Annotated in this window: 19 protein-coding genes and 1 pseudogene; 13 read left to right on the top strand and 7 right to left on the bottom strand. The window is 63.0% G+C overall.

Going from position 1 to position 17803, the window contains the following annotated elements:
- The first annotated feature begins 64 nt into the window (after positions 1-64).
- The 3 genes from QI450_RS07160 (at position 65) to QI450_RS07150 (ending at position 4113) form a co-directional block, all read left to right on the top strand.
- The gene (locus tag QI450_RS07160; protein WP_226776523.1) at positions 65-829 is read left to right on the top strand and encodes an aspartate/glutamate racemase family protein; all 765 of its coding nucleotides are present in this window, start codon (positions 65-67) and stop codon (positions 827-829) included.
- Between the two features lie 60 nt (positions 830-889).
- On the top strand, positions 890-2242 hold the full coding sequence (gene allB / locus QI450_RS07155) for an allantoinase AllB (RefSeq protein WP_282468146.1): 1353 nt from the start codon (positions 890-892) through the stop codon (positions 2240-2242).
- A gap of 218 nt (positions 2243-2460) precedes the next feature.
- Positions 2461-4113 carry a molybdopterin-dependent oxidoreductase gene (locus tag QI450_RS07150; RefSeq protein ID WP_226775735.1) on the top strand — a complete coding sequence of 551 codons (1653 nt, stop codon included), beginning with the start codon at positions 2461-2463 and terminating at the stop codon, positions 4111-4113.
- A 109-nt stretch (positions 4114-4222) separates the two neighbouring features.
- Here QI450_RS07150 and QI450_RS07145 read toward each other — a convergent pair whose 3' ends face one another.
- Entirely contained in the window at positions 4223-4603 is a 381-nt protein-coding gene (locus QI450_RS07145; protein ID WP_226775736.1) for a bleomycin resistance protein, read from the bottom strand.
- Between the two features lie 219 nt (positions 4604-4822).
- On the opposite strand from QI450_RS07145, the gene QI450_RS07140 reads away from it, so the two are divergent.
- A complete protein-coding gene (locus QI450_RS07140; protein WP_226775737.1) occupies positions 4823-5350 on the top strand; it encodes a DUF427 domain-containing protein in 528 nt (175 codons plus the stop codon).
- Positions 5351-5692: 342 nt separating this feature from the next.
- On the opposite strand, the gene QI450_RS07135 is transcribed toward QI450_RS07140, so the two are convergent.
- Both QI450_RS07135 and QI450_RS07130 read right to left on the bottom strand, forming a co-directional pair.
- Positions 5693-6226: a TM2 domain-containing protein gene (locus QI450_RS07135; protein ID WP_226775738.1), complete on the bottom strand. Its 534-nt coding sequence runs from the start codon at positions 6224-6226 to the stop codon at positions 5693-5695.
- 143 nt (positions 6227-6369) lie between these two features.
- The gene (locus tag QI450_RS07130; RefSeq protein WP_226775739.1) at positions 6370-6822 is read right to left on the bottom strand and encodes a hypothetical protein; all 453 of its coding nucleotides are present in this window, start codon (positions 6820-6822) and stop codon (positions 6370-6372) included.
- 65 nt (positions 6823-6887) lie between these two features.
- Between QI450_RS07130 and QI450_RS07125 the strand changes: the two genes are divergently transcribed.
- Together QI450_RS07125 and QI450_RS07120 are read left to right on the top strand one after the other, a co-directional pair.
- On the top strand, positions 6888-7283 hold the full coding sequence (locus tag QI450_RS07125) for an HsmA family protein (protein ID WP_226775740.1): 396 nt from the start codon (positions 6888-6890) through the stop codon (positions 7281-7283).
- A gap of 68 nt (positions 7284-7351) precedes the next feature.
- A pseudogene (locus QI450_RS07120) lies at positions 7352-7610 on the top strand (pyridoxal 5'-phosphate synthase lyase subunit PdxS); the annotation flags it as partial.
- Positions 7611-7819: 209 nt separating this feature from the next.
- Here the strand turns inward: QI450_RS07120 and QI450_RS07115 are convergent.
- A complete protein-coding gene (locus tag QI450_RS07115) occupies positions 7820-8170 on the bottom strand; it encodes a hypothetical protein (RefSeq protein WP_226775741.1) in 351 nt (116 codons plus the stop codon).
- A 694-nt stretch (positions 8171-8864) separates the two neighbouring features.
- Here QI450_RS07115 and QI450_RS07110 point away from each other — a divergent pair.
- Both QI450_RS07110 and QI450_RS07105 read left to right on the top strand, forming a co-directional pair.
- Entirely contained in the window at positions 8865-9308 is a 444-nt protein-coding gene (locus tag QI450_RS07110; RefSeq protein ID WP_226775742.1) for a YdeI/OmpD-associated family protein, read from the top strand.
- A gap of 73 nt (positions 9309-9381) precedes the next feature.
- Complete coding sequence (locus QI450_RS07105) at positions 9382-9666, top strand: DUF1905 domain-containing protein (RefSeq protein ID WP_226775743.1); 285 nt, start codon at positions 9382-9384, stop codon at positions 9664-9666.
- An 88-nt stretch (positions 9667-9754) separates the two neighbouring features.
- Here the strand turns inward: QI450_RS07105 and QI450_RS07100 are convergent, their stop codons facing one another.
- Positions 9755-10219, bottom strand: a complete 465-nt coding sequence (locus QI450_RS07100) for a phage tail protein (protein ID WP_226775744.1) — start codon at positions 10217-10219, stop codon at positions 9755-9757.
- Positions 10220-10356: 137 nt separating this feature from the next.
- Here QI450_RS07100 and QI450_RS07095 point away from each other — a divergent pair, with 137 nt between their 5' ends.
- Positions 10357-11145 (top strand): isocitrate lyase/phosphoenolpyruvate mutase family protein, encoded by a 789-nt coding sequence (locus QI450_RS07095; RefSeq protein WP_226775745.1) that lies wholly within the window; start codon positions 10357-10359, stop codon positions 11143-11145.
- Between the two features lie 57 nt (positions 11146-11202).
- Positions 11203-11994 carry an alpha/beta hydrolase gene (locus QI450_RS07090; RefSeq protein WP_226775746.1) on the top strand — a complete coding sequence of 264 codons (792 nt, stop codon included), beginning with the start codon at positions 11203-11205 and terminating at the stop codon, positions 11992-11994.
- 34 nt (positions 11995-12028) lie between these two features.
- Here the strand turns inward: QI450_RS07090 and QI450_RS07085 are convergent, their stop codons facing one another.
- On the bottom strand, positions 12029-13084 hold the full coding sequence (locus QI450_RS07085) for a DNA polymerase IV (protein WP_226775748.1): 1056 nt from the start codon (positions 13082-13084) through the stop codon (positions 12029-12031).
- A gap of 141 nt (positions 13085-13225) precedes the next feature.
- Positions 13226-13990 (bottom strand): type 1 glutamine amidotransferase domain-containing protein, encoded by a 765-nt coding sequence (locus QI450_RS07080; protein WP_226775747.1) that lies wholly within the window; start codon positions 13988-13990, stop codon positions 13226-13228.
- Between the two features lie 337 nt (positions 13991-14327).
- Between QI450_RS07080 and QI450_RS07075 the strand changes: the two genes are divergently transcribed.
- The 3 genes from QI450_RS07075 to QI450_RS07065 all read left to right on the top strand — a co-directional run bounded on the left by QI450_RS07075 (position 14328) and on the right by QI450_RS07065 (position 17691).
- On the top strand, positions 14328-15434 hold the full coding sequence (locus QI450_RS07075; RefSeq protein ID WP_282468062.1) for an IS110 family transposase: 1107 nt from the start codon (positions 14328-14330) through the stop codon (positions 15432-15434).
- 390 nt (positions 15435-15824) lie between these two features.
- Entirely contained in the window at positions 15825-16787 is a 963-nt protein-coding gene (locus QI450_RS07070) for an IS481 family transposase (protein WP_282360797.1), read from the top strand.
- Between the two features lie 82 nt (positions 16788-16869).
- Complete coding sequence (locus QI450_RS07065) at positions 16870-17691, top strand: MBL fold metallo-hydrolase (RefSeq protein WP_226776256.1); 822 nt, start codon at positions 16870-16872, stop codon at positions 17689-17691.
- The last annotated feature ends 112 nt before the right edge of the window (positions 17692-17803 follow it).

The following is a 17803-nucleotide window of genomic DNA, read 5'->3' as shown; positions in this document are numbered from 1 at the left end:
CCCGGCCGGTCCGCTCTTGCCCAGCGGACCGGCCGCTTCCCATCCAGACGACCCGAAAGGCATCATGCGAATCCTCGTCGCAAACGTCAACACCACCGCTTCCATGACGGAATCGATCGCCGCACAGGCCCGCACGGCCGCCACTGCCGGGACCGAGATTATCGGTCTCACCCCGCGCTTTGGCGCGGACTCCTGCGAGGGAAACTTCGAAAGCTATCTGGCCGCCATTGCCGTGATGGATGTTGTCCTTGCATATCCCGAACCGTTCGACGCCGTTATCCAGGCCGGCTACGGCGAACACGGCCGGGAGGGGCTCCAGGAACTGCTCGACGTGCCAGTCATCGACATCACCGAGGCAGCCGCCAGCACCGCGATGTTCCTGGGCCACAAATATTCAGTCGTCACCACCCTCGACCGGACGGTTCCGCTCATTGAGGACCGGTTGAAACTCGCCGGACTCGATGCCCGATGCGCCTCCGTGCGGGCAAGCGGCCTGGGCGTCCTTGAACTCGAGGAATTCCCGGACCGTGCCGTGGAGGCCATTCTGGACCAGGCGCGACGGGCCGTGGAAGAGGACAAAGCGGAAGTTATCGTCCTCGGCTGCGGCGGCATGTCCGGGCTCGACGATCAAATCCGCGCATCCCTTGGCGTGCCCGTCGTCGACGGCGTCGCAGCCGCAGTAACGATCGCCGAGTCACTGGTGCGCCTTGGGCTGAGTACGTCGAAGGTCCGAACCTTTGCCACGCCCCGACCCAAGGTTGTCACCGGATGGCCGTTTTCCATTAACCAGAACGCCGATGGCACAACTTCTGACGTCCACGCCCGCTAGCGGGAGCAGTTCCGGGACGTGCGTAGACCTGTTAGCCCAATCACCAGAGGAACAAAATCAATGAGTGAAACGACCAGACCGGAATATGACTTGGTTGTTCGTGGTCGGCGTGTGTTGACGACGGCGGGGATCGCGGCGCGGGAGGTCGGGATCCGGGACGGCCGGATCGTGGCGATCGAGCCGTTGGGTAATGCCCTGGCCGGGGCGCAGGTCATAGACCTCGCCGATGACGAGACGATGATCCCGGGCCTGGTCGATACCCATGTCCACGTCAACGAACCGGGCCGCACGGAGTGGGAAGGGTTCGCGTCCGCGACCCGGGCCGCCGCGGCCGGGGGCGTCACGACGATCATCGACATGCCACTGAACTCCATTCCGCCGACCACCACTGTCGAAGGGTTGAAACTCAAACGTGAAGTCGCCGCGGACCAGGCGTTTGTCGACGTCGGGTTCTGGGGCGGGGCCGTCCCGGGGAACCTGAAAGACCTCCGGGGCCTCCACGACGAGGGCGTCTTCGGGTTCAAGTGTTTCCTGCTCCACTCCGGGGTCGATGAATTCCCGCACCTGGAGGCCGATGAAATGGAAACGGACATGGCCGAGCTGAAATCCTTCGACTCACTCATGATCGTCCACGCCGAAGACTCCCACGCGATCGACCGCGCACCGCACCCGGGCGGGGACCACTACGCGAACTTCCTCTCCTCCCGCCCGCGCGGGGCCGAGAACAAAGCCATCGCCGAAGTCATCGAACGCGCCCGCTGGACCGGAGCCAGGGCCCACATCCTGCACCTGTCCTCCTCGGACGCGCTGCCGATGATCGCCTCGGCCAAACGCGACGGCGTGCACCTGACCGTGGAGACCTGCCCGCACTATTTGACACTGATGGCCGAGGAAATCCCCGACGGCGCCACCGCATACAAATGCTGCCCGCCGATCCGGGAAGCCGCGAACCGGGAACTGCTCTGGAAAGGCCTCCAGGAAGGCACCATCGACTGCATCGTCTCAGACCACTCACCCTCGACCCTGGACCTGAAAGACCTCGAAAACGGCGACTTCGCCGTCGCCTGGGGCGGGGTCTCCTCCCTGCAGCTCGGACTGTCCCTGATCTGGACCGAAGCCCGCCACCGCGGCATCGCCCTGGAACAAGTCATCTCCTGGATGGCCGCCAAACCCGCCGAACTCGCCCGCCTCACCACCAAAGGCCACATCGCCCTCGGCTACGACGCGGACTTCGCCATCTTCGCCCCCGACGAGGCCTACGTCGTAGACGTCACCAAACTCCAGCACAAAAACCCCATCACCCCCTACGACGGCAAAGCACTCTCCGGCGTCGTCCGCAAAACCTACCTCCGCGGCCACCCCATCAACAACCACACCCCCCACGGCACCCTCCTGCGCCGAGGCGGCATCTAAACCCCACCCGGGCAGGCAGCATCGCTAAAGTGTCTGACGGTCACCCCGGGCCGGCTCGAATCCCGGGAGCAACAGCTAGGCTTCGGATCATGACTCCTTCTTCGGAAGATCTTCCCAGTCGTGCTCCCGATATTGCTGCGGGCGGGAAACACCGCAGTTTCCGGTCGGAGCTCGACCGCCAGAGATACACCGCAGTTAAGGCGGATTGGGCCGGTGGCGTGCCCGCCCAATACGGTGTGGCTCCCCGGGTGCGGATCGGTCAAAACAGATGGTTCAACCTGCTGTGGCTGATCCCGATCGGTCTCTTGCTGCTGCTGGTAGCTGTCGCGGTCGCCAAGGGCCTCCGGGGGCTCCCGTCGGTGCAGGATTTTCTCGTCCGCTATCCGGGCATCTCGGCATTGCCCGGAAGTGCGCCCGTCGGGTTCCCCGTGTGGGTCGGCTGGCAGCATTTTCTGAATATGTTCTTGATGATCTTCATCATCCGGTCCGGGATCACAATCATCGCCGACCACCCGCGGCTCTACTGGACCCGGCACTCCACCCCCGGCCGCGACTGGTTCCGAGTCCAGAAACCCGTACCGCCCAACCCGCTCTACACGGCGAAGGAGGATTCGATCACACTGCCGGACGGAGTCGGCCTGCCGGGGCGCCGGCACTCCATCGGCTTGGCCCGATGGTGGCATCTGGGCATCAACACCCTCTGGTTGGCCAACGGCGCCGTCTTCTTCGTGCTGCTTTTCACAACCGGACAGTGGATGCGCCTGGTCCCGCTGCACTGGGACGTCATCCCCAACGCGCTCTCCGTGATGATCCAGTATTTATCGCTGGACTGGCCGACAGAGAGCGGGTGGAACAATTACAACAGCCTTCAACTGATCGCTTACTTCATCACGGTTTTCGTCGCTGCACCGTTCGCCCTTATTTCGGGGCTGGGAATGTCGCCGGCACTCTCCACCCGGTTCCGGCGCATCAGCTCCATTTTCAGCATCCAAGCTGCCCGGTCGCTGCATTTCCTGGTCCTGTGCTGGTTCCTGATGTTCATCGTCATTCACATTGCCCTCGTAATGACCACCGGAGTCCTCCAAAACCTCAACCACATGTTCGCGGCCCAGAACAACGAATCCTGGACGGGGTTCTGGATTTTTGCTCTCGCCATGATCGTCCTGATCGCCGCCTGGGTGGCAGCCACCCCATTCACCTATAGGCATCCACGGGTTGTTCAGAAGGTCGGATTCGCTTTGACCGGACCGGTGGAACGCCTGTTCGAGCACCTCGACGCCAAGCCTGGCCAATACACGGAAAAGGACATCTCCCCATACTTCTGGCACAACGGCAACTATCCGGACACCGAGCAATACCAACAACTATCCGCCGGCCACTTCACCAACTACAAACTCCGCGTCAACGGGCTCGTTGAGAACCCGTTGGAGCTGGACTTGGCACAGTTGCGGGCGTTGGAGCATCACGAGCAAATCACTCAGCACTTCTGCATCCAAGGCTGGTCCGGTGTCGCCAAATGGGGCGGCGTTTCCATGCGTACCATTCTGGACATGGTGAAGCCGAGCGCGGAAGCAAAGTGGGTGATCTTCTACTCCTTTGCGCCCGGCCCCGAAGGCGGCCTGTATTACGATGCCCACGCCGTCGAACAGATGGACCACCACCTGACCATGCTGGCCTATGACATGAATGGCGCCCCCTTGTCGTTTGGCCATGGGGCACCTCTGCGGCTCCGGAACGAGTCCGAGCTTGGCTTCAAAATGGTCAAGTGGATCGAAGGAATCGAGTTCGTCGAATCCTTCGCAGCTATTGGCGGTGGTCTTGGCGGATACAACAACGACCACGAATTCTTTGGCTACCGGCAATCGATCTAGCCCAACGTCCGCCCCCGGCGCCTGGGAATCTTGCTTTCGCACTGGAACTCGCCGCCGTACCCTTTTTCATTCGCGGCCGCAGCCCGGCCGAAACCACTGGCCTTGTCCGTTAGGCCCGCTGCTCGATGAGGGTGAGCTGGGTGCCGTCGGGGTCCACGAGAAACCCGGCCCGAAGACCCCACCCCTGCATACGGACAGGGCGCAGTCGCGGCATCCCGGTAGGGACGTCGGGCACCCCGAATCGGCGGATTGCCTCGTGCAGCTCGTCGACGTCGATGACGCGCAGGCAGCACATAAAGCTGCTCACTAGAGGGTCAAGGTCGGGGGCTGGGAAGAATTCCAGCTGCAAGCCACCTCGGGCCAGAATCATCCAACCCTCGTCGCGAAACACTCGCTGGAAACCAAAGCCGCCGTAAAAGGCTTCAGTCCGGTCGAAGTTTCGGGACGGAAGATTCGGCACAGCGCGGTCGATGACGGGATTCGAGACCATAAACCAATAATGGCAGAGGACGTACCTCTTCGACGTTGTCAACTTTGCCTCGGCATTAGTGCTTGCACTCGTGACTGTGAGCCGCTTCGAGCTAATCTCTTTGCCGTGATTGAAAACGCTGCAGTCTAAATGACTGCCGGAACCAGCCGCCAACTGTGCCAATCGAGATCCCCCGGCGTTTAACGGTAGCCTCCCAGCGGAAGATGGCAGCATGGGGGCATGACTCCTGCTCACGGTTTTTCCGGCATCTTCCGGCGTCCCCAACCCATCAAACCCAGGGCCGGTCAAGAATCGGTGTGGGACTACCCGCGGCCGCCAAGGGTCGAACCGCGACCGGACCGGGTCATCGTGCGGCTTGGCGGGGAGGTGATTGCCGACACCACCGATTCAGTGCGCGTCCTGGAGACCAGTCATCCGCCCGTCTACTACTTGCCATTGGAATCATTCCCGGCCGGTGTACTCGTCCCGGTCGAGGGCACCAGCTTCTGCGAGTTCAAGGGAGAAGCGCACTACTTCGACGTCGTTGCCGGCGGAGTCTCTGCTGCCAGGGCCGGGTGGATTTACCCGGAACCCGCCCGGGGCTTCGAGGCGCTCAGTACCCGGGTAGCGCTCTACCCCGGTCGCATGGAATCCTGCGAGGTCAACGGCGAGCAGGTGACGTTCCAGGACGGTGACTTCTACGGCGGTTGGATCACCACGCAGATCGTTGGTCCGTTCAAGGGCGGCCCCGGTACGGCCGGCTGGTGAGCACATCGGCCTTTCCCGCCGGCAACACTCGTCCGTGACTTCGTCTCTGGCGGCACAGTAGAACCAGTACAGCAACTCCCGCCGCTGCAGGTCCTGCGGGATGCCCCTGAAACGAAGAACACCGCCATTTCCAGCTGACCTTAGACCGCCGTGCCGGTCCGACCGTCACTGCCGTGGACGTCGGATAGATGCGAGTCTGAAAATCCCAGCGCCGCGGACACAACCTGGTGGTTTGGAACTGCGATCGGCTTTGATCTGTTCAAACTGTTCGGCCCTGGCGTGGATGATCTGGGTCAAGGCGTCCCCCTGGTGTTCGCTGATGGATTATGCGGTTCACGAAGGTCAGTCGCGGAGCGGGACACCGTTGGAATCGGTGCGGAAGTAGGCCGAGCCGGCGATGATCATGATGCCCTCAACGACGCCCCACAGACCGACGATGCCAAAGGTAAAAACACCCAGGACGAGCGTCAGGACGAGCTGGATGACCGCGATCTTGGTGAAGCCGAGGTAGAAGCGGTGGATGCCCAAGCCGCCGAGGAAGATGCCCAGGAGTCCGGCGACGACCTTGGACTTGGGCTGCGCGTAACCGTACGCGGGGTTCGGCATTGGCGGCTGTCCCTGGTACTGCGGCTGCCCCGCATATGGGTACTGCTGGCCCTGGTACTGCGGCTGCCCGGCATATGGCTGCTGCGGGCCGGCCGAATAGCCCGGCTGGGGCTGGGGCTGCGGCTGCCCGGCATAGGGGTACTGCTGACCCTGGTAGGGAGGCTGCGGCTGGGCGCCGGACGGGTACTGCTGGCCCGGGGAGGGCGGTACAGTGGGCGGCCCGTAACCTTCCGGCGGAACAGCATTGGAGTCAAAATTGGGCTGGGTCATGGTGGTGCCTTTCAATGGAGTGATGATGCAGTCACGGCAGTCCAGGCGGCAGCACCGTCAAAGACTGCTTCCCCCAAGAATCCACGTGCCGTCATCATTCTGACGGAACAAATCCGTCAGCGCGACACGACACATTGAATGTCCTAGCCAAAGGCCCGCGTAACCGACTCGCCGTTGAATTTAAGCGCAATTGCCTGCCGTTCGCTGCGGCTCACACAGCGGCTCTCGTGCCCGCACAACACCAAGAGCCCGAAGGCACCATGGGACTCGCTGTCCACGACTCCGCCGGGCACGCATCGACAGCCGGTGGTCAGTTGGCGCTGGGAGCAGGATGTTCCGGGTACACAGTGAATCGACCGTCGGAGTCCACGTCCACGCTGCGGCGACCTGCGCGGCTTCGCTCCGTGGCCGGCCCTGGCCGTGCCCTGCAGGATCACGACCGTGTCGTGGGACCAGACGGAACCGGCATCGTCACGCAGCGGCCAGTATCCCTCGTTGCCTGTGTCCAGGGTGCGGATGCCGAAGCCCGAGCACATCGCCAGAGCCAAGGCCCGGTCCAGATTCCCCAGCAGCGCTTCCACCTCGTCGCGGGGCATGCCCAGCCGATCGTGTCCGGTTTCGTCCGACCTATTGGTGAGCGCAGGACCTGTAGTCTCAGGGCATGCTCACGGCTGCAATCATTCTCATCACCGCGGCCCTGGCCTTCTACTCTGTTGGTGTGTGGGCCGAACATCGCCAGCGCGTTCTCAAGTGGTGGCATGCGGGGTTCTTTGGCCTGGGGCTGATCTGCGACGGCACCGGAACCTACCTGATGACCCAACTCGCGGCATCCGGGGCGGCCCGTGCAGGTGGAATCGGTGCAGGACTCAATACCATCATGGCCATAACCGGTACTGCGGCGTTGCTGCTTATGCTGGTCCACCTGGCATGGGCGGGCATCGTGCTTCTGCGCGACCGCGACGCTGAAAAGAAGCGCTTCCACAAGTTTTCCCTCCTCGTCTGGGCCATATGGCTCGTCCCGTATCTGGCCGGAGCCATCGGCAGCAATCTGCGCTGACCTGGCGCGGGACCGGTAAGGGGGCGGACTCCATGTGAACGAGGTCGGCGTCAAAAAGCGTCAAGTGGATGACCAGGATCGAATCCGTTGAAACGTCCGGGACATGGGCGGGCGTCATCATCGACGTAGTTAACGTCGACCAGGTCCTCATTGCCCAGGATGCCGGAGCCGTGGCAGTCATAGCGCTGGAACGCAGTCCGGCCGACGTCCGGGCCCAGGGCGGCCCGCATGTCCGATCCGGACATGATTGAGGCGAACATCGCCGCAGTGTCCATTCGGGTCATGGCGAAGGTCCGAATCGGCCACTTCGTCGAGACCCAGGTCATCTAGCCTGGCCGTGGCTGGTAACTGCACCAACGCCCAACTGACTCGCAGGTGGGGTCGTTTTGAGGGCTCAAAACGACCCCACCTGCGAGTCAGTTGGGCTGCGTGGGGTGGGTTGGTCACGCCACCGAAGACTCCAACATCCTCTGGTTAGCCCAGGTCCCGGACTAGCAGAGAACGAACCACGCACGCGATGGACCATTCCGTTGCCGCTAGGCGGCCCACGCGGTGCCAAACAGGTGTTCGGCCAACCGGAGCAAGTGTGCGGGCGCATCTGTTTCGTCGCCTTTGTCGCCGTGTCCAAGAAACACGGCCGTACCGCTGACTGTCTCCTCGAAATGTAAACCTGCTTCGCGCATCAGCACTTCGGCCCGGACGTTCTGGGGCAGGGGAATAAAGTCTGCTTCGTCGTTCAAATAGACATGCCAATCCCCGCAAGTGAACGCTTCAACATTTCCGTCAATCAAGGCTTGGCGTGCGGCCGGCGTTGTGTCGATCATTTCCATGCGAACGGCTTGGCCGAGGCGAGCCGGGATGATCAGGGCGTTACGTTGCGAGCGCATTCGAAATCCCTTCTTCGCAACCCTTTGTTCGTTGGTGAATTACAGAGCCTGCATGTCGCGTGACAGCGACCGCAAGCCGCTGGTGGGGTCCTATAGCCCAGCGCGCGGCTGCCGATCGTATGACCTGCGCGGTCTTCTACCGATGCGTCAACGCTGGTTTTTGCGAGGCTTTATGTACAGACTCGGGCTGGTTGCGCCTTTTTCTCTTTTGTCGGCCCTCTTTTCAAGAATCGACTTTCCCGCTTTTTTGGTACCGATATTTCTAGGGGACTTTCCTGACAATGGAATCACGCCTTTCTAAACGCTATCTATCGACAACCATACCCGCTTATATTTTTAATGCCAGTCCCCGAGTTGCCTGCCAATATTGACTGGTTATGGACGAAGGTTGGGCCAGAAATATTTACCTTTGACCGGGCCGGCTATTGCCCGTGGAAGGACGTAGTTGTTCCGCTCAGGACTGCCATGTTGGCCGTGAAGTGAACCATGCCTGACCTCCCGTTGCCGCTGCCGGTCATTCTGTGACTGCCACTTCGCTTCCGGCTGAAAGCCCACACCCGGGGTGAATTTTTGCGGCTATGACACGGTCGAACGAGGGGGGGCAAGTAGCTGTCATACCGTGGCCACAAAGGGTCGACACAGTCAGCCCTCCACCGCCGTGGACCTGATGGGGGCTCCGGCGCATACTGTGAGGATGAAATTCACCACGACCATCCTGGGCAGCGGAAACAAAGTCGGCATCGAGGTCCCAGAGGACATCGTAGTTGCGCTTGGTGCCGGGAGGCGGCCCCCGGTGGTTGTGACAGTCAACGGCAAAAGCTATCGCAGCAGCATCGCAGTGATGGGCGGCCAGAACATGGTTGGCGTCAGCGCGGTCAACCGTGAACTGACGGGGGTCTCTGCAGGGGACACTGTGGAGGTGGACGTCGAGGTGGACACCGAGCCGCGAATCATCGATGTTCCTGAGGACCTCGCCGCTGCCCTTGCGACGGAACCCGAGGCGAAGGCCTTCTACGCGACGCTGAACTACAGTAGCCAGCGGCGCTACGTGGAGCCAATCGCGAATGCAAAAACTGCAGAAACCCGCTCCCGCCGAGTCGCCAAGGTGGTAACTGATCTCAAGGCCGGTCTGAAATAGTGGGCGTTCCCTGGAGCACCTTCACCCAGAGTGCGGCCGCAGTTTCCTCGACCCGCACTAAGGAACAACGACCATGGCCGCTAAGCAACCGCTGAACATCACCTTTACCGCGCTTCTGGGCAGGGTGCGTCCGGGAGACACGTGGACCTGCGTCCAGCTTCCGGATTCGGCTCAGATCTTTGGCACCAGGGGGCTTGTCAAAGTAGCCGGCACCATTGACGGGTACCCGTTTACCGGAGCGTTTATGGCGCTGGGCGATGGCACACACAAGTTACCGGTCGCTGCGCCCGTGCGCAAAGCCATCGGCAAGGCTGATGGCGATAGCGTCGAGGTAAGACTCACCCAGCGGTTGAACTAAACCTCAGCTCCACGACGTCCCGGCGAGGGTTGCCTCTACGCACCCCCGAACGCGGGCGTAACAGGCTTAACATCAGCTGCCAAGCGGATCAGTATTTGCCCTTGATCACAAAGTAGGAGCCGCGGATAACGCCTGCCAGTTTTGACTTCTGGCGGGCGAACTTGAAACGTGACTCCAGTTCCGCTGGAATCACCATGCCTTCGGCCAGTTTGAATCCAACCGCCCGTTTCCCGCCGTCCTCGATGCTGTACATAACGTTGATCGACAGCCCGGATTCGTAGAAAACGTAATCCATCCGTAAACCGCCGACTTCAAACGCGGTCGCCTCGAGCGGGCGGGAGCCGATGACGAGGTCGCGCTCGTCCTTAAGAATGCGGCTCACCCTATCGACTACTTCCGGAACCTCGCTTGCGGGGCTAACGGTGAAGACGTGGTCGTATTTGTTGCGGTAGTAGCGTCCCTCGTTGGCGCGTAACCCAGCGAGCGCCCCGGCGACCGGAGACGATTCCAGGCCGACAGTAGAAACGTTCGCGAAGTCAACAACGTATGGCATGCGCCCTCCTGACTAGATGTGTTGGACCAACGATAACGGGCCTTGTCTCGAGTGGCGTCCCTCCCTTGCACCGCCCAGCCATGTTTGTAGACTGCAAAGGTATTCACATATGCGGTTGGCCGAAGTTGGGAATGAAAATGGCGGCTTTTCGGGATCTCCACAACACTGCGTCGCCGCTGCTGCTCCCCAATGCCTGGGACATAGGGTCTGCCTTGGCATTTGCGACAGCAGGATTCCCGGCCGTCGGCACCACCAGCTTTGGTATTGCGGCAAGTGCCGGCCTCCCCAACGGAGGACGGTCCAGCAAGGCGGAAACCTTCGCACTGGCGGCGCAGCTGTGCCGCCTGCCTGTCCACGTCACGGCGGACATCGAAGACGGCTACTCCGATGATCCTGCCGAGGTTGCGGAGACTGTGGCCCGACTGGCTGCCCTGGGCGTGGCCGGGATCAACCTGGAGGACAGCACAGCCGGGCACCTGGTCGATCCCCCAGCCTTTGCCGAGAAGGTTGCCGCCGTCAAGCGACGCAGCCCGGAAATGTTTGTCAACGCCCGGGTGGACAACATTTGGTTCGGCGAACAGGCCACTGTGGATGCCGTCCTGCTCCGCGCCTCGGCCTACGCCGATGCCGGGGCGGATGGCATCTTTGTGCCCGGACTTGTGGTTCCGGAGGACATCCGGGCCATCACCGCCGGCATCGGGCTGCCGGTCAACGTGCTGGCACATCCCTCGCTGACTGTTGCCGAGCTGGGTGAGCTGGGGGTCCGGCGCGTAAGCTCCGGCTCCCTACCGTACCGGGCAGCTGTTGACGCGGCGGTGATGGTGGTCACGGCCCTTCGTGGCGGCCGGCAGGCGCCGGTCGCCACCCCGTACTGGGAGATGCAATCGCGCCTCGTAGCATTCAGCCAGCGCCCCACGGAGCCGTAGGAGGCCACCTGGATATGGGTGGTGTTGCTGCCCCGAATCGATCAATACGATGTTGACATGGAGCGACGGATCAACGATGTCCTGATTCATTACGTCGAGCACGGTGTCGGCATGCCGCTTATTGCGCTTCATGGCGCCGGTGTGGATCACCGCGAGATCGAGGCGGCGATAGAGGCCGTCGTCCCCGGCCCGGGATTCCAGCGGATCTACCCGGATCTGCCGGGGATGGGTCATTCCACGACCGGGGACCTGGGTTGCAACGACGATGTAGTCGCGCTCCTCGCTGACTTCATTGATCGGCTGGAGGCCGGACCGGTGATGCTGCTGGGGCATTCCTACGGCGCATATCTTGCGCGCGGAGTGGCCGCACAGCGGCCGGACATCGTGCGCGCTTTGGCCTTGCTATGCCCCGGCGCCGAGCGGTCTCAAAATGTGCCGGACCATCGGGTGATCTATCAGGACGATGACGCCTACGACGAACTCGAACCTGAGCAACGGCAGGGGTTCGATGAGTACTTCGTCGTGCGCACACCGGCCACCGCACGCCGTTACCGCAGCCATGTCGTGCCGGGTACAACGCTCGTCGACGCCAAGGGACTGGGCCGTATCTTCGCCGAATGGACGGTCGACGTCGGGTCTGGCACCTTCACGGGGCCGACCCTAATCGCGGCCGGACGGAGCGATGCGATCGTTGGTTACACCGACGCCATGGATCTGCTCGAGCGCTATCCGCATGCCAGCCTGGCAGTAGTAGAGGGCGCGGGCCATGCACTCATGCACGAACGGCCCGAGCTCCTCGCCGCGTTGCTCGGTGATTGGCTTGACCGGGCCCGGCCGGACGAAAAGTGATCGCCTTCGCCAGAAGACGAGGGCAAAGGCGTCGTTACCAGCCGCCGCGCGTGGGCGTATGTCCCTGTCGGGCGTCGTCGGGCATTGCCATTTCGGCCCGCAGGCCCAGGAGCCGGACCGGACGGCCAACTTCGATTCCGGCTGCGAGGTCCAAGGCCCGCGCGAGGATCTCATCCTGGTCGGAAGTTTCGGGAATCCTCCGCGCATGGGTCTTGGTGATGAACGGCGCGTACCTAACCTTCAGGGTCAGCCCCACCACGGGCCGTCCTTCCGCCCCAACATCCTCAAGCACGCGCGCTGTCAGCTCCCGCACGGCGGCGTCCACCTGGGCGGGCTCGGTCAGATCCCGCTGGAAGGTTGTTTCCCGGCTATGACCGCGGGCAACCCACGGGGTGGCGTCCACAACGCCGGCGCCGTCCCCGCGTCCGAGCTCCGCGTACCAGGGACCCATCCTGGGGCCGAACTCCGGGACCAGGTCCTGGGGGTCGGCCGCGGCGAGCTCCGCGACTGTTTTGAAGCCGAGTTTCGCCAGCCTGCCCGACACTTTGGTTCCGACGCCCCACAGGTCCTTGGTGGGCCGGCTGCCCATAACGTCGAGCCAGTTCCCGGCAGTGAGACGGAAGACGCCGGCCGGCTTGCCGAAACCGGTGGCGACCTTGGCGCGGACCAAGGTGTCGCCGATGCCCACGCTGCAATGCAACAGCGTTCGTTCCAGGACAGCGGCCTGCACGTGCCGGGCATAAGCTTCCGGGCTGTCAGTCTCAATGCCAACAAAGGCTTCGTCCCAACCCAGCACCTGCACGGTGGCACCGGGCTGCCCGCGCAAGGTAGCCATCACCGTTTCAGACGCCGCTAGGTAGGCCTCCTGATCGACGGGCAGGATCACGGCGTCGGGCACTTTCCGGGCCGCAATGCGTAGCGGCATTCCGGAACCCACACCGAACGCCCTGGCTTCGTAGGATGCGGTCGACACCACGGCCCGTTCCGTGGGGTCGCCCCGGCCGCCGACAATGATCGGTTTGCCCGCAAGCTCCGGCCGCCGCAGGACTTCGACTGCCGCGATGAACTGGTCGAGATCGACGTGCAGCACCCACCGGATTCCGTTCACGCCACCAGTCTGCCCTAAACATCCCTGGCAAGCGCCCGCTCCCATCGGGTGGTGAGCAGAGCGCCCCAAGACAACTGACGGCCGCCCCGTTGCCGGGGCGGCCGTCAGTTTCAGTGCGCGGTCTTAGTGTTCCGCTTCTGCGGCAGCCTTCTCGGCGTCCTTCTCGGCACGCAGAGCCTCCGTTTCGTGCCGTTCCTCGGCTTTTTCCCGGTGGATGACCTCTGCGAAGAGCTTCTCCATCTCCTTGGCCACGCCGGCGGCTGAAGCCGGATTCTGGCCAGTGACCAGCCGGTCGTCAACCACAACCTTCTCCTCAAAGACATCAGCGGAGACGTGGGTGGCGCCCTGTTCCTCAAGCCGGTCGGCCAAAAAGAACGGGATGACCTTGTCTTTTCCCGCGGCAACCTCCTCGTCGTTGGTGAAGGCCGCCACCTTCCGGCCCTCGACGAGGCGAAGCCCGTTCTCCAATTCCACGTTCAGCAGGCCGGCCGGTCCGTGGCAGACCGCGCCCACCAAGCCGCCGGCGTTGTAGACGCTGGCGACGAGGTTCTGCAAGCCTTCGCTGTCCGGGAAGTCCCACATGGTGCCGTGGCCGCCCACGAGGTAGACGGCGTCGTACTGTTCGGGATCAACGACGTCGACTCGGGCGGTGTTGTAGAGACCGGCGCGCGTTGCCTCGTCCTCCGTGAAGGCAACCTGGATGGGATCTTCTGAGTCCACCTCGTCACGTGGGGGCTGGCCGCCTTGGATGGACGCGAAGTCGACGAAATGCCCGGAATCCTTGAAGACCTTCCAGGGATGTGCAGCCTCGGCCACGTTGTAGCCGGTCTTCTCGCCCGTACCGGGGATCTCCGAAACGCTTGTCAGTACCATAAGAATCTTCTTCATAAAATGCTCCTATCGTCGAATTCCAGCCTACGCCAAGCCTAATTCACGCCCGACGCAGGTGGCAGTCGGCTGCCTGGCAACTCTGCGGATTCCGCACGGATCACGGCCAGGGCCCAGCGATCGCCTAACGCGGTGACCGCTGCCTCGATCGGGCATCCCGACCGCCGCTCAGCCTTCTGCCACTAGACGATATGAAGTGTGGTGGGGCGCGCCGGACGTAGCGACTGGAACCTCGGGTTCAAAGAGGTTCGTGGGTTGTCGGTCCGGGTCCTTCCGCACGTGGGTGCGGGGGGTGTGGACTGGCAGAGCCACATTTGAACGTCTGGAGGTTCCAACCATGAATAAGCGTACTTACGTCGGTTTGGATGTCCATGCACGCAGCGTCAAAGGCTGCGCGATCGACCGTGAAACGGGCGAGATCCTGAGGCAGAGCCTTGCCGCGAACGATGCGGGGATCGCCGAGTGGGTTTCCGGGCTGCCGGAGCCGGTCCTCGTTGTCTATGAGGCAGGCCCCACCGGATTCGGGTTGGCCCGGCTACTGGTCAGTGCAGGGGTCGAATGCCTGGTCGCGGCGCCGTCCAAGCTCCAGCGGCCGTCCGGGGACCGGGTGAAGACCGATGCCCGCGATGCCGAACATCTGGCCCGGTTGGCCCTGCTCGGACAGATCACGCCCGTGCGGGTTCCTGGCCGTGCGGATGAAGCGGCGCGGGACCTGGTCCGGGCCCGCGAGGACGTCCGTACGGATCTGATGAGGGCCAGGCACCGGATCTCGAAGCTCCTGTTGCGCCACGGTCTGGTCTACTCCGGCGGCCATGCCTGGACCGATGCCCACCACACCTGGCTGCACCGGCAACGATTCGATGATCCGTCCCTGCAGGCCGCTTACGAGGCCAGCCTGGAGGCCGCGGAGCTGACGCTGGACCGCAGGAACCGTTTGGATGCGAAGATCACGGCCCTCGCGGCCACCGACCGCTATGCACCCGTGGTCCGTGCGCTGATGTGTCTGCGCGGGATCTCGGTGCTCACCGCCTTCGGCCTGGCAGTGGAGATCGGTGATTGGACCCGCTTCACTGGCAGCACCATCGGCGCCTATCTGGGCCTGGTGCCCTCCGAACATTCCTCTGGTGCTTCACGGTCCCAAGGCGGCATCACTAAAACAGGAAACACCCATGCCCGCCGCCTGCTCGTCGAGGCCGCTTGGCATCACCGCCGTCCATATGCCAACGCAAGCCGTGACATGCGTGCCCGCTGGGACGCAGCCGATGAGGCCTCCCGGGTCCGCGGACATCAAGGCAACCACCGCCTGCACCGCAAGTGGGACCAGTTCGAAGCCCGTCACAAACGGCGCGTCATCGCCAACGTCGCTGTCGCACGGGAACTGGCTGGCTGGTGCTGGTCTCTCGCGGCCGCGGTCCAACAGGAGCAGCCATGGACGGATGAATAGACGTGTGCCGTTCCCGGCTCCGTCCGGAGGCTCGGCAGCGTGGAGGAGACCCGCGATACACCTATGGGCAACCGGTAAATTACGGTGACGCCCGACATTGCTAGACCAGCGGCACCCCTCCAGCCGAACACCTCGTCCTGCGGTAGCCAACCCGCGAATATCAGTCTGACAGCGCCGTCGACCACGACGCGCCGGCCGCCGGACCAAGCAGGGGAACGAACACAAAAGAGCGGTCCAAGACATCCAATCTTGGACCGCTCACCCTTGCCCTCTTGACATGGACTACCTACATATCAGGTGTACTCAGCCAGGACGTTGGTTACATGTTGAAAGGGTGAAGACCTCTTAGGTTGGTGGTTACCACACACACCAAACGACTAAGAGGTCTTCATGGTCCACCGTAATGCCCGTCTGACTCCTGCCGGTAGAAGCATCCTTGTCCAGCGTGTTCTGGGCGGCCGTCCCGTGGCGCATGTGGCGAAGGAAATGGGTGTTTCCCGTGCCTGCGCCCACCGGTGGTTCCGGCGATATCTGGAGCACGGCTCGGACGGTATGGAGGATCGCTCGTCCCGCCCGCGTTCGTGCCCGCATGCCACCCCCTCGGCGAAAATCGACGAGGTCCTCGAGGCGCGGGTAAAGCACCGCGAGGGCCCGGTCGAACTGGCCGAACGCTGCAACGTCCCGGCCCGCACGGTCTCCCGGATCATCGCCCGGGCCGGGCTGCCCCGGTTATGGGAACTGGACCCGATCAGCGGCGAACGCATCCGCGCCGGCCGGGCAACCGACCACCGCTACGAACGCGACACCGCCGGAGAACTACTGCACATTGACGTGAAGAAACTCGGGAAAATCCCGGACGGCGGAGGCTGGCGGGTCCACGGCCGGTCCGAAGCCGTCAGAGGCCGCGGACTGGGCTATGACTATGTCCACGTGGCCGTCGATGACCACTCCCGCCTGGCCTATGTCGAGGTCCTGCCCGATGAGAAGGGCCCCACCTGCGCGGCGTTCCTGGCCAACGCCGCAGCGTTCATGGCCGCCAACGGAGCCCCCGTGCAAGAGGTCATGACGGACAACGCCCTGGCCTACATCCGGTCCGCGGCCTTCTCCAAAGTCATGGAGGACCTCGGCGCCAAGCACCGGCGCACAAAACCCCGCAGCCCGTGGCAGAACGGCAAAGCCGAACGGTTCAACTGGACCCTGCAGGAAGGCTGGGCCTACAAGAACGCCTACGACTCCAGTGACCACCGCGCACAAGCCCTCACCGGCTGGCTAGACTTCTACAACCACCGCCGAAACCACGCAGCCCTCGGAGGACGAGCACCCATCAGCAGATGTAACCAACCTGCTGGCTGAGTACAACTAGTGCTTGAAAACTCTTACCGCCAGGTAGTACCGTCGCGGCAAGCGGTCGCAAACCACAAGCGGAAGGCGTTTGATGCTGAAGCAAGTGGCTAAGGGCGTTTACGTCCATAAGAGCAAGTTCATCCAAAGTAACTCCGTTGCGGTGCAGGGCCTGACAGGTGTGTTGCTCATCGATCCCGGTATCACGAGCGAGGAAATGGCCGACCTAGCAAACGACCTTCGAGGGTTGGGCCAGCAAGTCGTGGCGGGGTTCTCGACGCATCCGCATTGGGACCACGTGCTCTGGCACGCGATGTTCGGCGACGTGCCCCGTTACGGTACGGGCCGCTGCGCGGCGTCCATCCAAGACCTGCTGTCGCACTCGGACTGGAAGGCCCGCGTGGCCGGGGCGCTACCGCCGGAGCTCGCCGGGGAGATCCCGATGGATCTGCTCGGTCTTATGACCGGTCTGCCCGCCGGAGCAGCGCAGATTCCCTGGGATGGACCGAAAGTCCGGATCATCGAGCACCAGGCCCATGCGCCAGGCCATGCGGCGCTGCTGATCGAGGAGCACGGCGTCCTCGTCGCCGGCGACATGCTTTCCGACATCCTGATGCCGTTTCTCGATCTTGAGGCTGTGAATCCGGTCGAGGACTACCTCGCCGCGCTCCTGCTGTTTGAGGGTGTTGCCGACGAAGTTGCTGCCGTGATCCCCGGTCACGGCTCGGGTTGCGGGGCTGAGCAGCTTCGAGCTCGAATAAAAGAGGATCGCGTGTACGTAGAGGCTCTGCGGGACGGCGGGTTTTCCGAGGATCCCCGGGTCGGCCCGTCGGCCCCGTTGGATTGGCTGCCCGACGTGCACCGATGGCAACTAGGGCGGCTCGCCCACAGGGCAAAGAACGAGACGCCACAATAGCGGCCGCCCAGCGGCACAGTTCCTCCCGGCGAAAAAGCGGTGTACCCCGCGCAAGCTTTGCCCCCATCGAGGCGTTCGTGCACATGACCACTCACGGAATTGCGCTAAGCCG

The organism is Arthrobacter sp. EM1, from assembly GCF_029964055.1.
Lineage (GTDB): Bacteria > Actinomycetota > Actinomycetes > Actinomycetales > Micrococcaceae > Arthrobacter.
This window is presented reverse-complemented; position numbering and strand designations above follow the sequence as displayed.

Bases quoted from the DNA above. Each gene is read 5' to 3' on its own strand.
- QI450_RS07070 (WP_282360797.1), top strand. From the start codon at position 15,825: ATGGTCCACCGTAATGCCCGTCTGACTCCTGCCGGTAGAAGCATCCTT.
- QI450_RS07110 (WP_226775742.1), top strand. From the start codon at position 8,865: ATGAAATTCACCACGACCATCCTGGGCAGCGGAAACAAAGTCGGCATC.
- QI450_RS07135 (WP_226775738.1), bottom strand. From the start codon at position 6,226: ATGACCCAGCCCAATTTTGACTCCAATGCTGTTCCGCCGGAAGGTTAC.
- QI450_RS07065 (WP_226776256.1), top strand. From the start codon at position 16,870: ATGCTGAAGCAAGTGGCTAAGGGCGTTTACGTCCATAAGAGCAAGTTC.
- QI450_RS07145 (WP_226775736.1), bottom strand. From the start codon at position 4,603: ATGGTCTCGAATCCCGTCATCGACCGCGCTGTGCCGAATCTTCCGTCC.
- QI450_RS07115 (WP_226775741.1), bottom strand. From the start codon at position 8,170: ATGCGCTCGCAACGTAACGCCCTGATCATCCCGGCTCGCCTCGGCCAA.
- QI450_RS07140 (WP_226775737.1), top strand. From the start codon at position 4,823: ATGACTCCTGCTCACGGTTTTTCCGGCATCTTCCGGCGTCCCCAACCC.
- QI450_RS07090 (WP_226775746.1), top strand. From the start codon at position 11,203: ATGGAGCGACGGATCAACGATGTCCTGATTCATTACGTCGAGCACGGT.
- QI450_RS07160 (WP_226776523.1), top strand. From the start codon at position 65: ATGCGAATCCTCGTCGCAAACGTCAACACCACCGCTTCCATGACGGAA.
- QI450_RS07080 (WP_226775747.1), bottom strand. From the start codon at position 13,990: ATGAAGAAGATTCTTATGGTACTGACAAGCGTTTCGGAGATCCCCGGT.
- QI450_RS07125 (WP_226775740.1), top strand. From the start codon at position 6,888: ATGCTCACGGCTGCAATCATTCTCATCACCGCGGCCCTGGCCTTCTAC.
- allB (WP_282468146.1), top strand. From the start codon at position 890: ATGAGTGAAACGACCAGACCGGAATATGACTTGGTTGTTCGTGGTCGG.
- QI450_RS07095 (WP_226775745.1), top strand. From the start codon at position 10,357: ATGGCGGCTTTTCGGGATCTCCACAACACTGCGTCGCCGCTGCTGCTC.
- QI450_RS07130 (WP_226775739.1), bottom strand. From the start codon at position 6,822: ATGCCCCGCGACGAGGTGGAAGCGCTGCTGGGGAATCTGGACCGGGCC.
- QI450_RS07100 (WP_226775744.1), bottom strand. From the start codon at position 10,219: ATGCCATACGTTGTTGACTTCGCGAACGTTTCTACTGTCGGCCTGGAA.
- QI450_RS07075 (WP_282468062.1), top strand. From the start codon at position 14,328: ATGAATAAGCGTACTTACGTCGGTTTGGATGTCCATGCACGCAGCGTC.
- QI450_RS07105 (WP_226775743.1), top strand. From the start codon at position 9,382: ATGGCCGCTAAGCAACCGCTGAACATCACCTTTACCGCGCTTCTGGGC.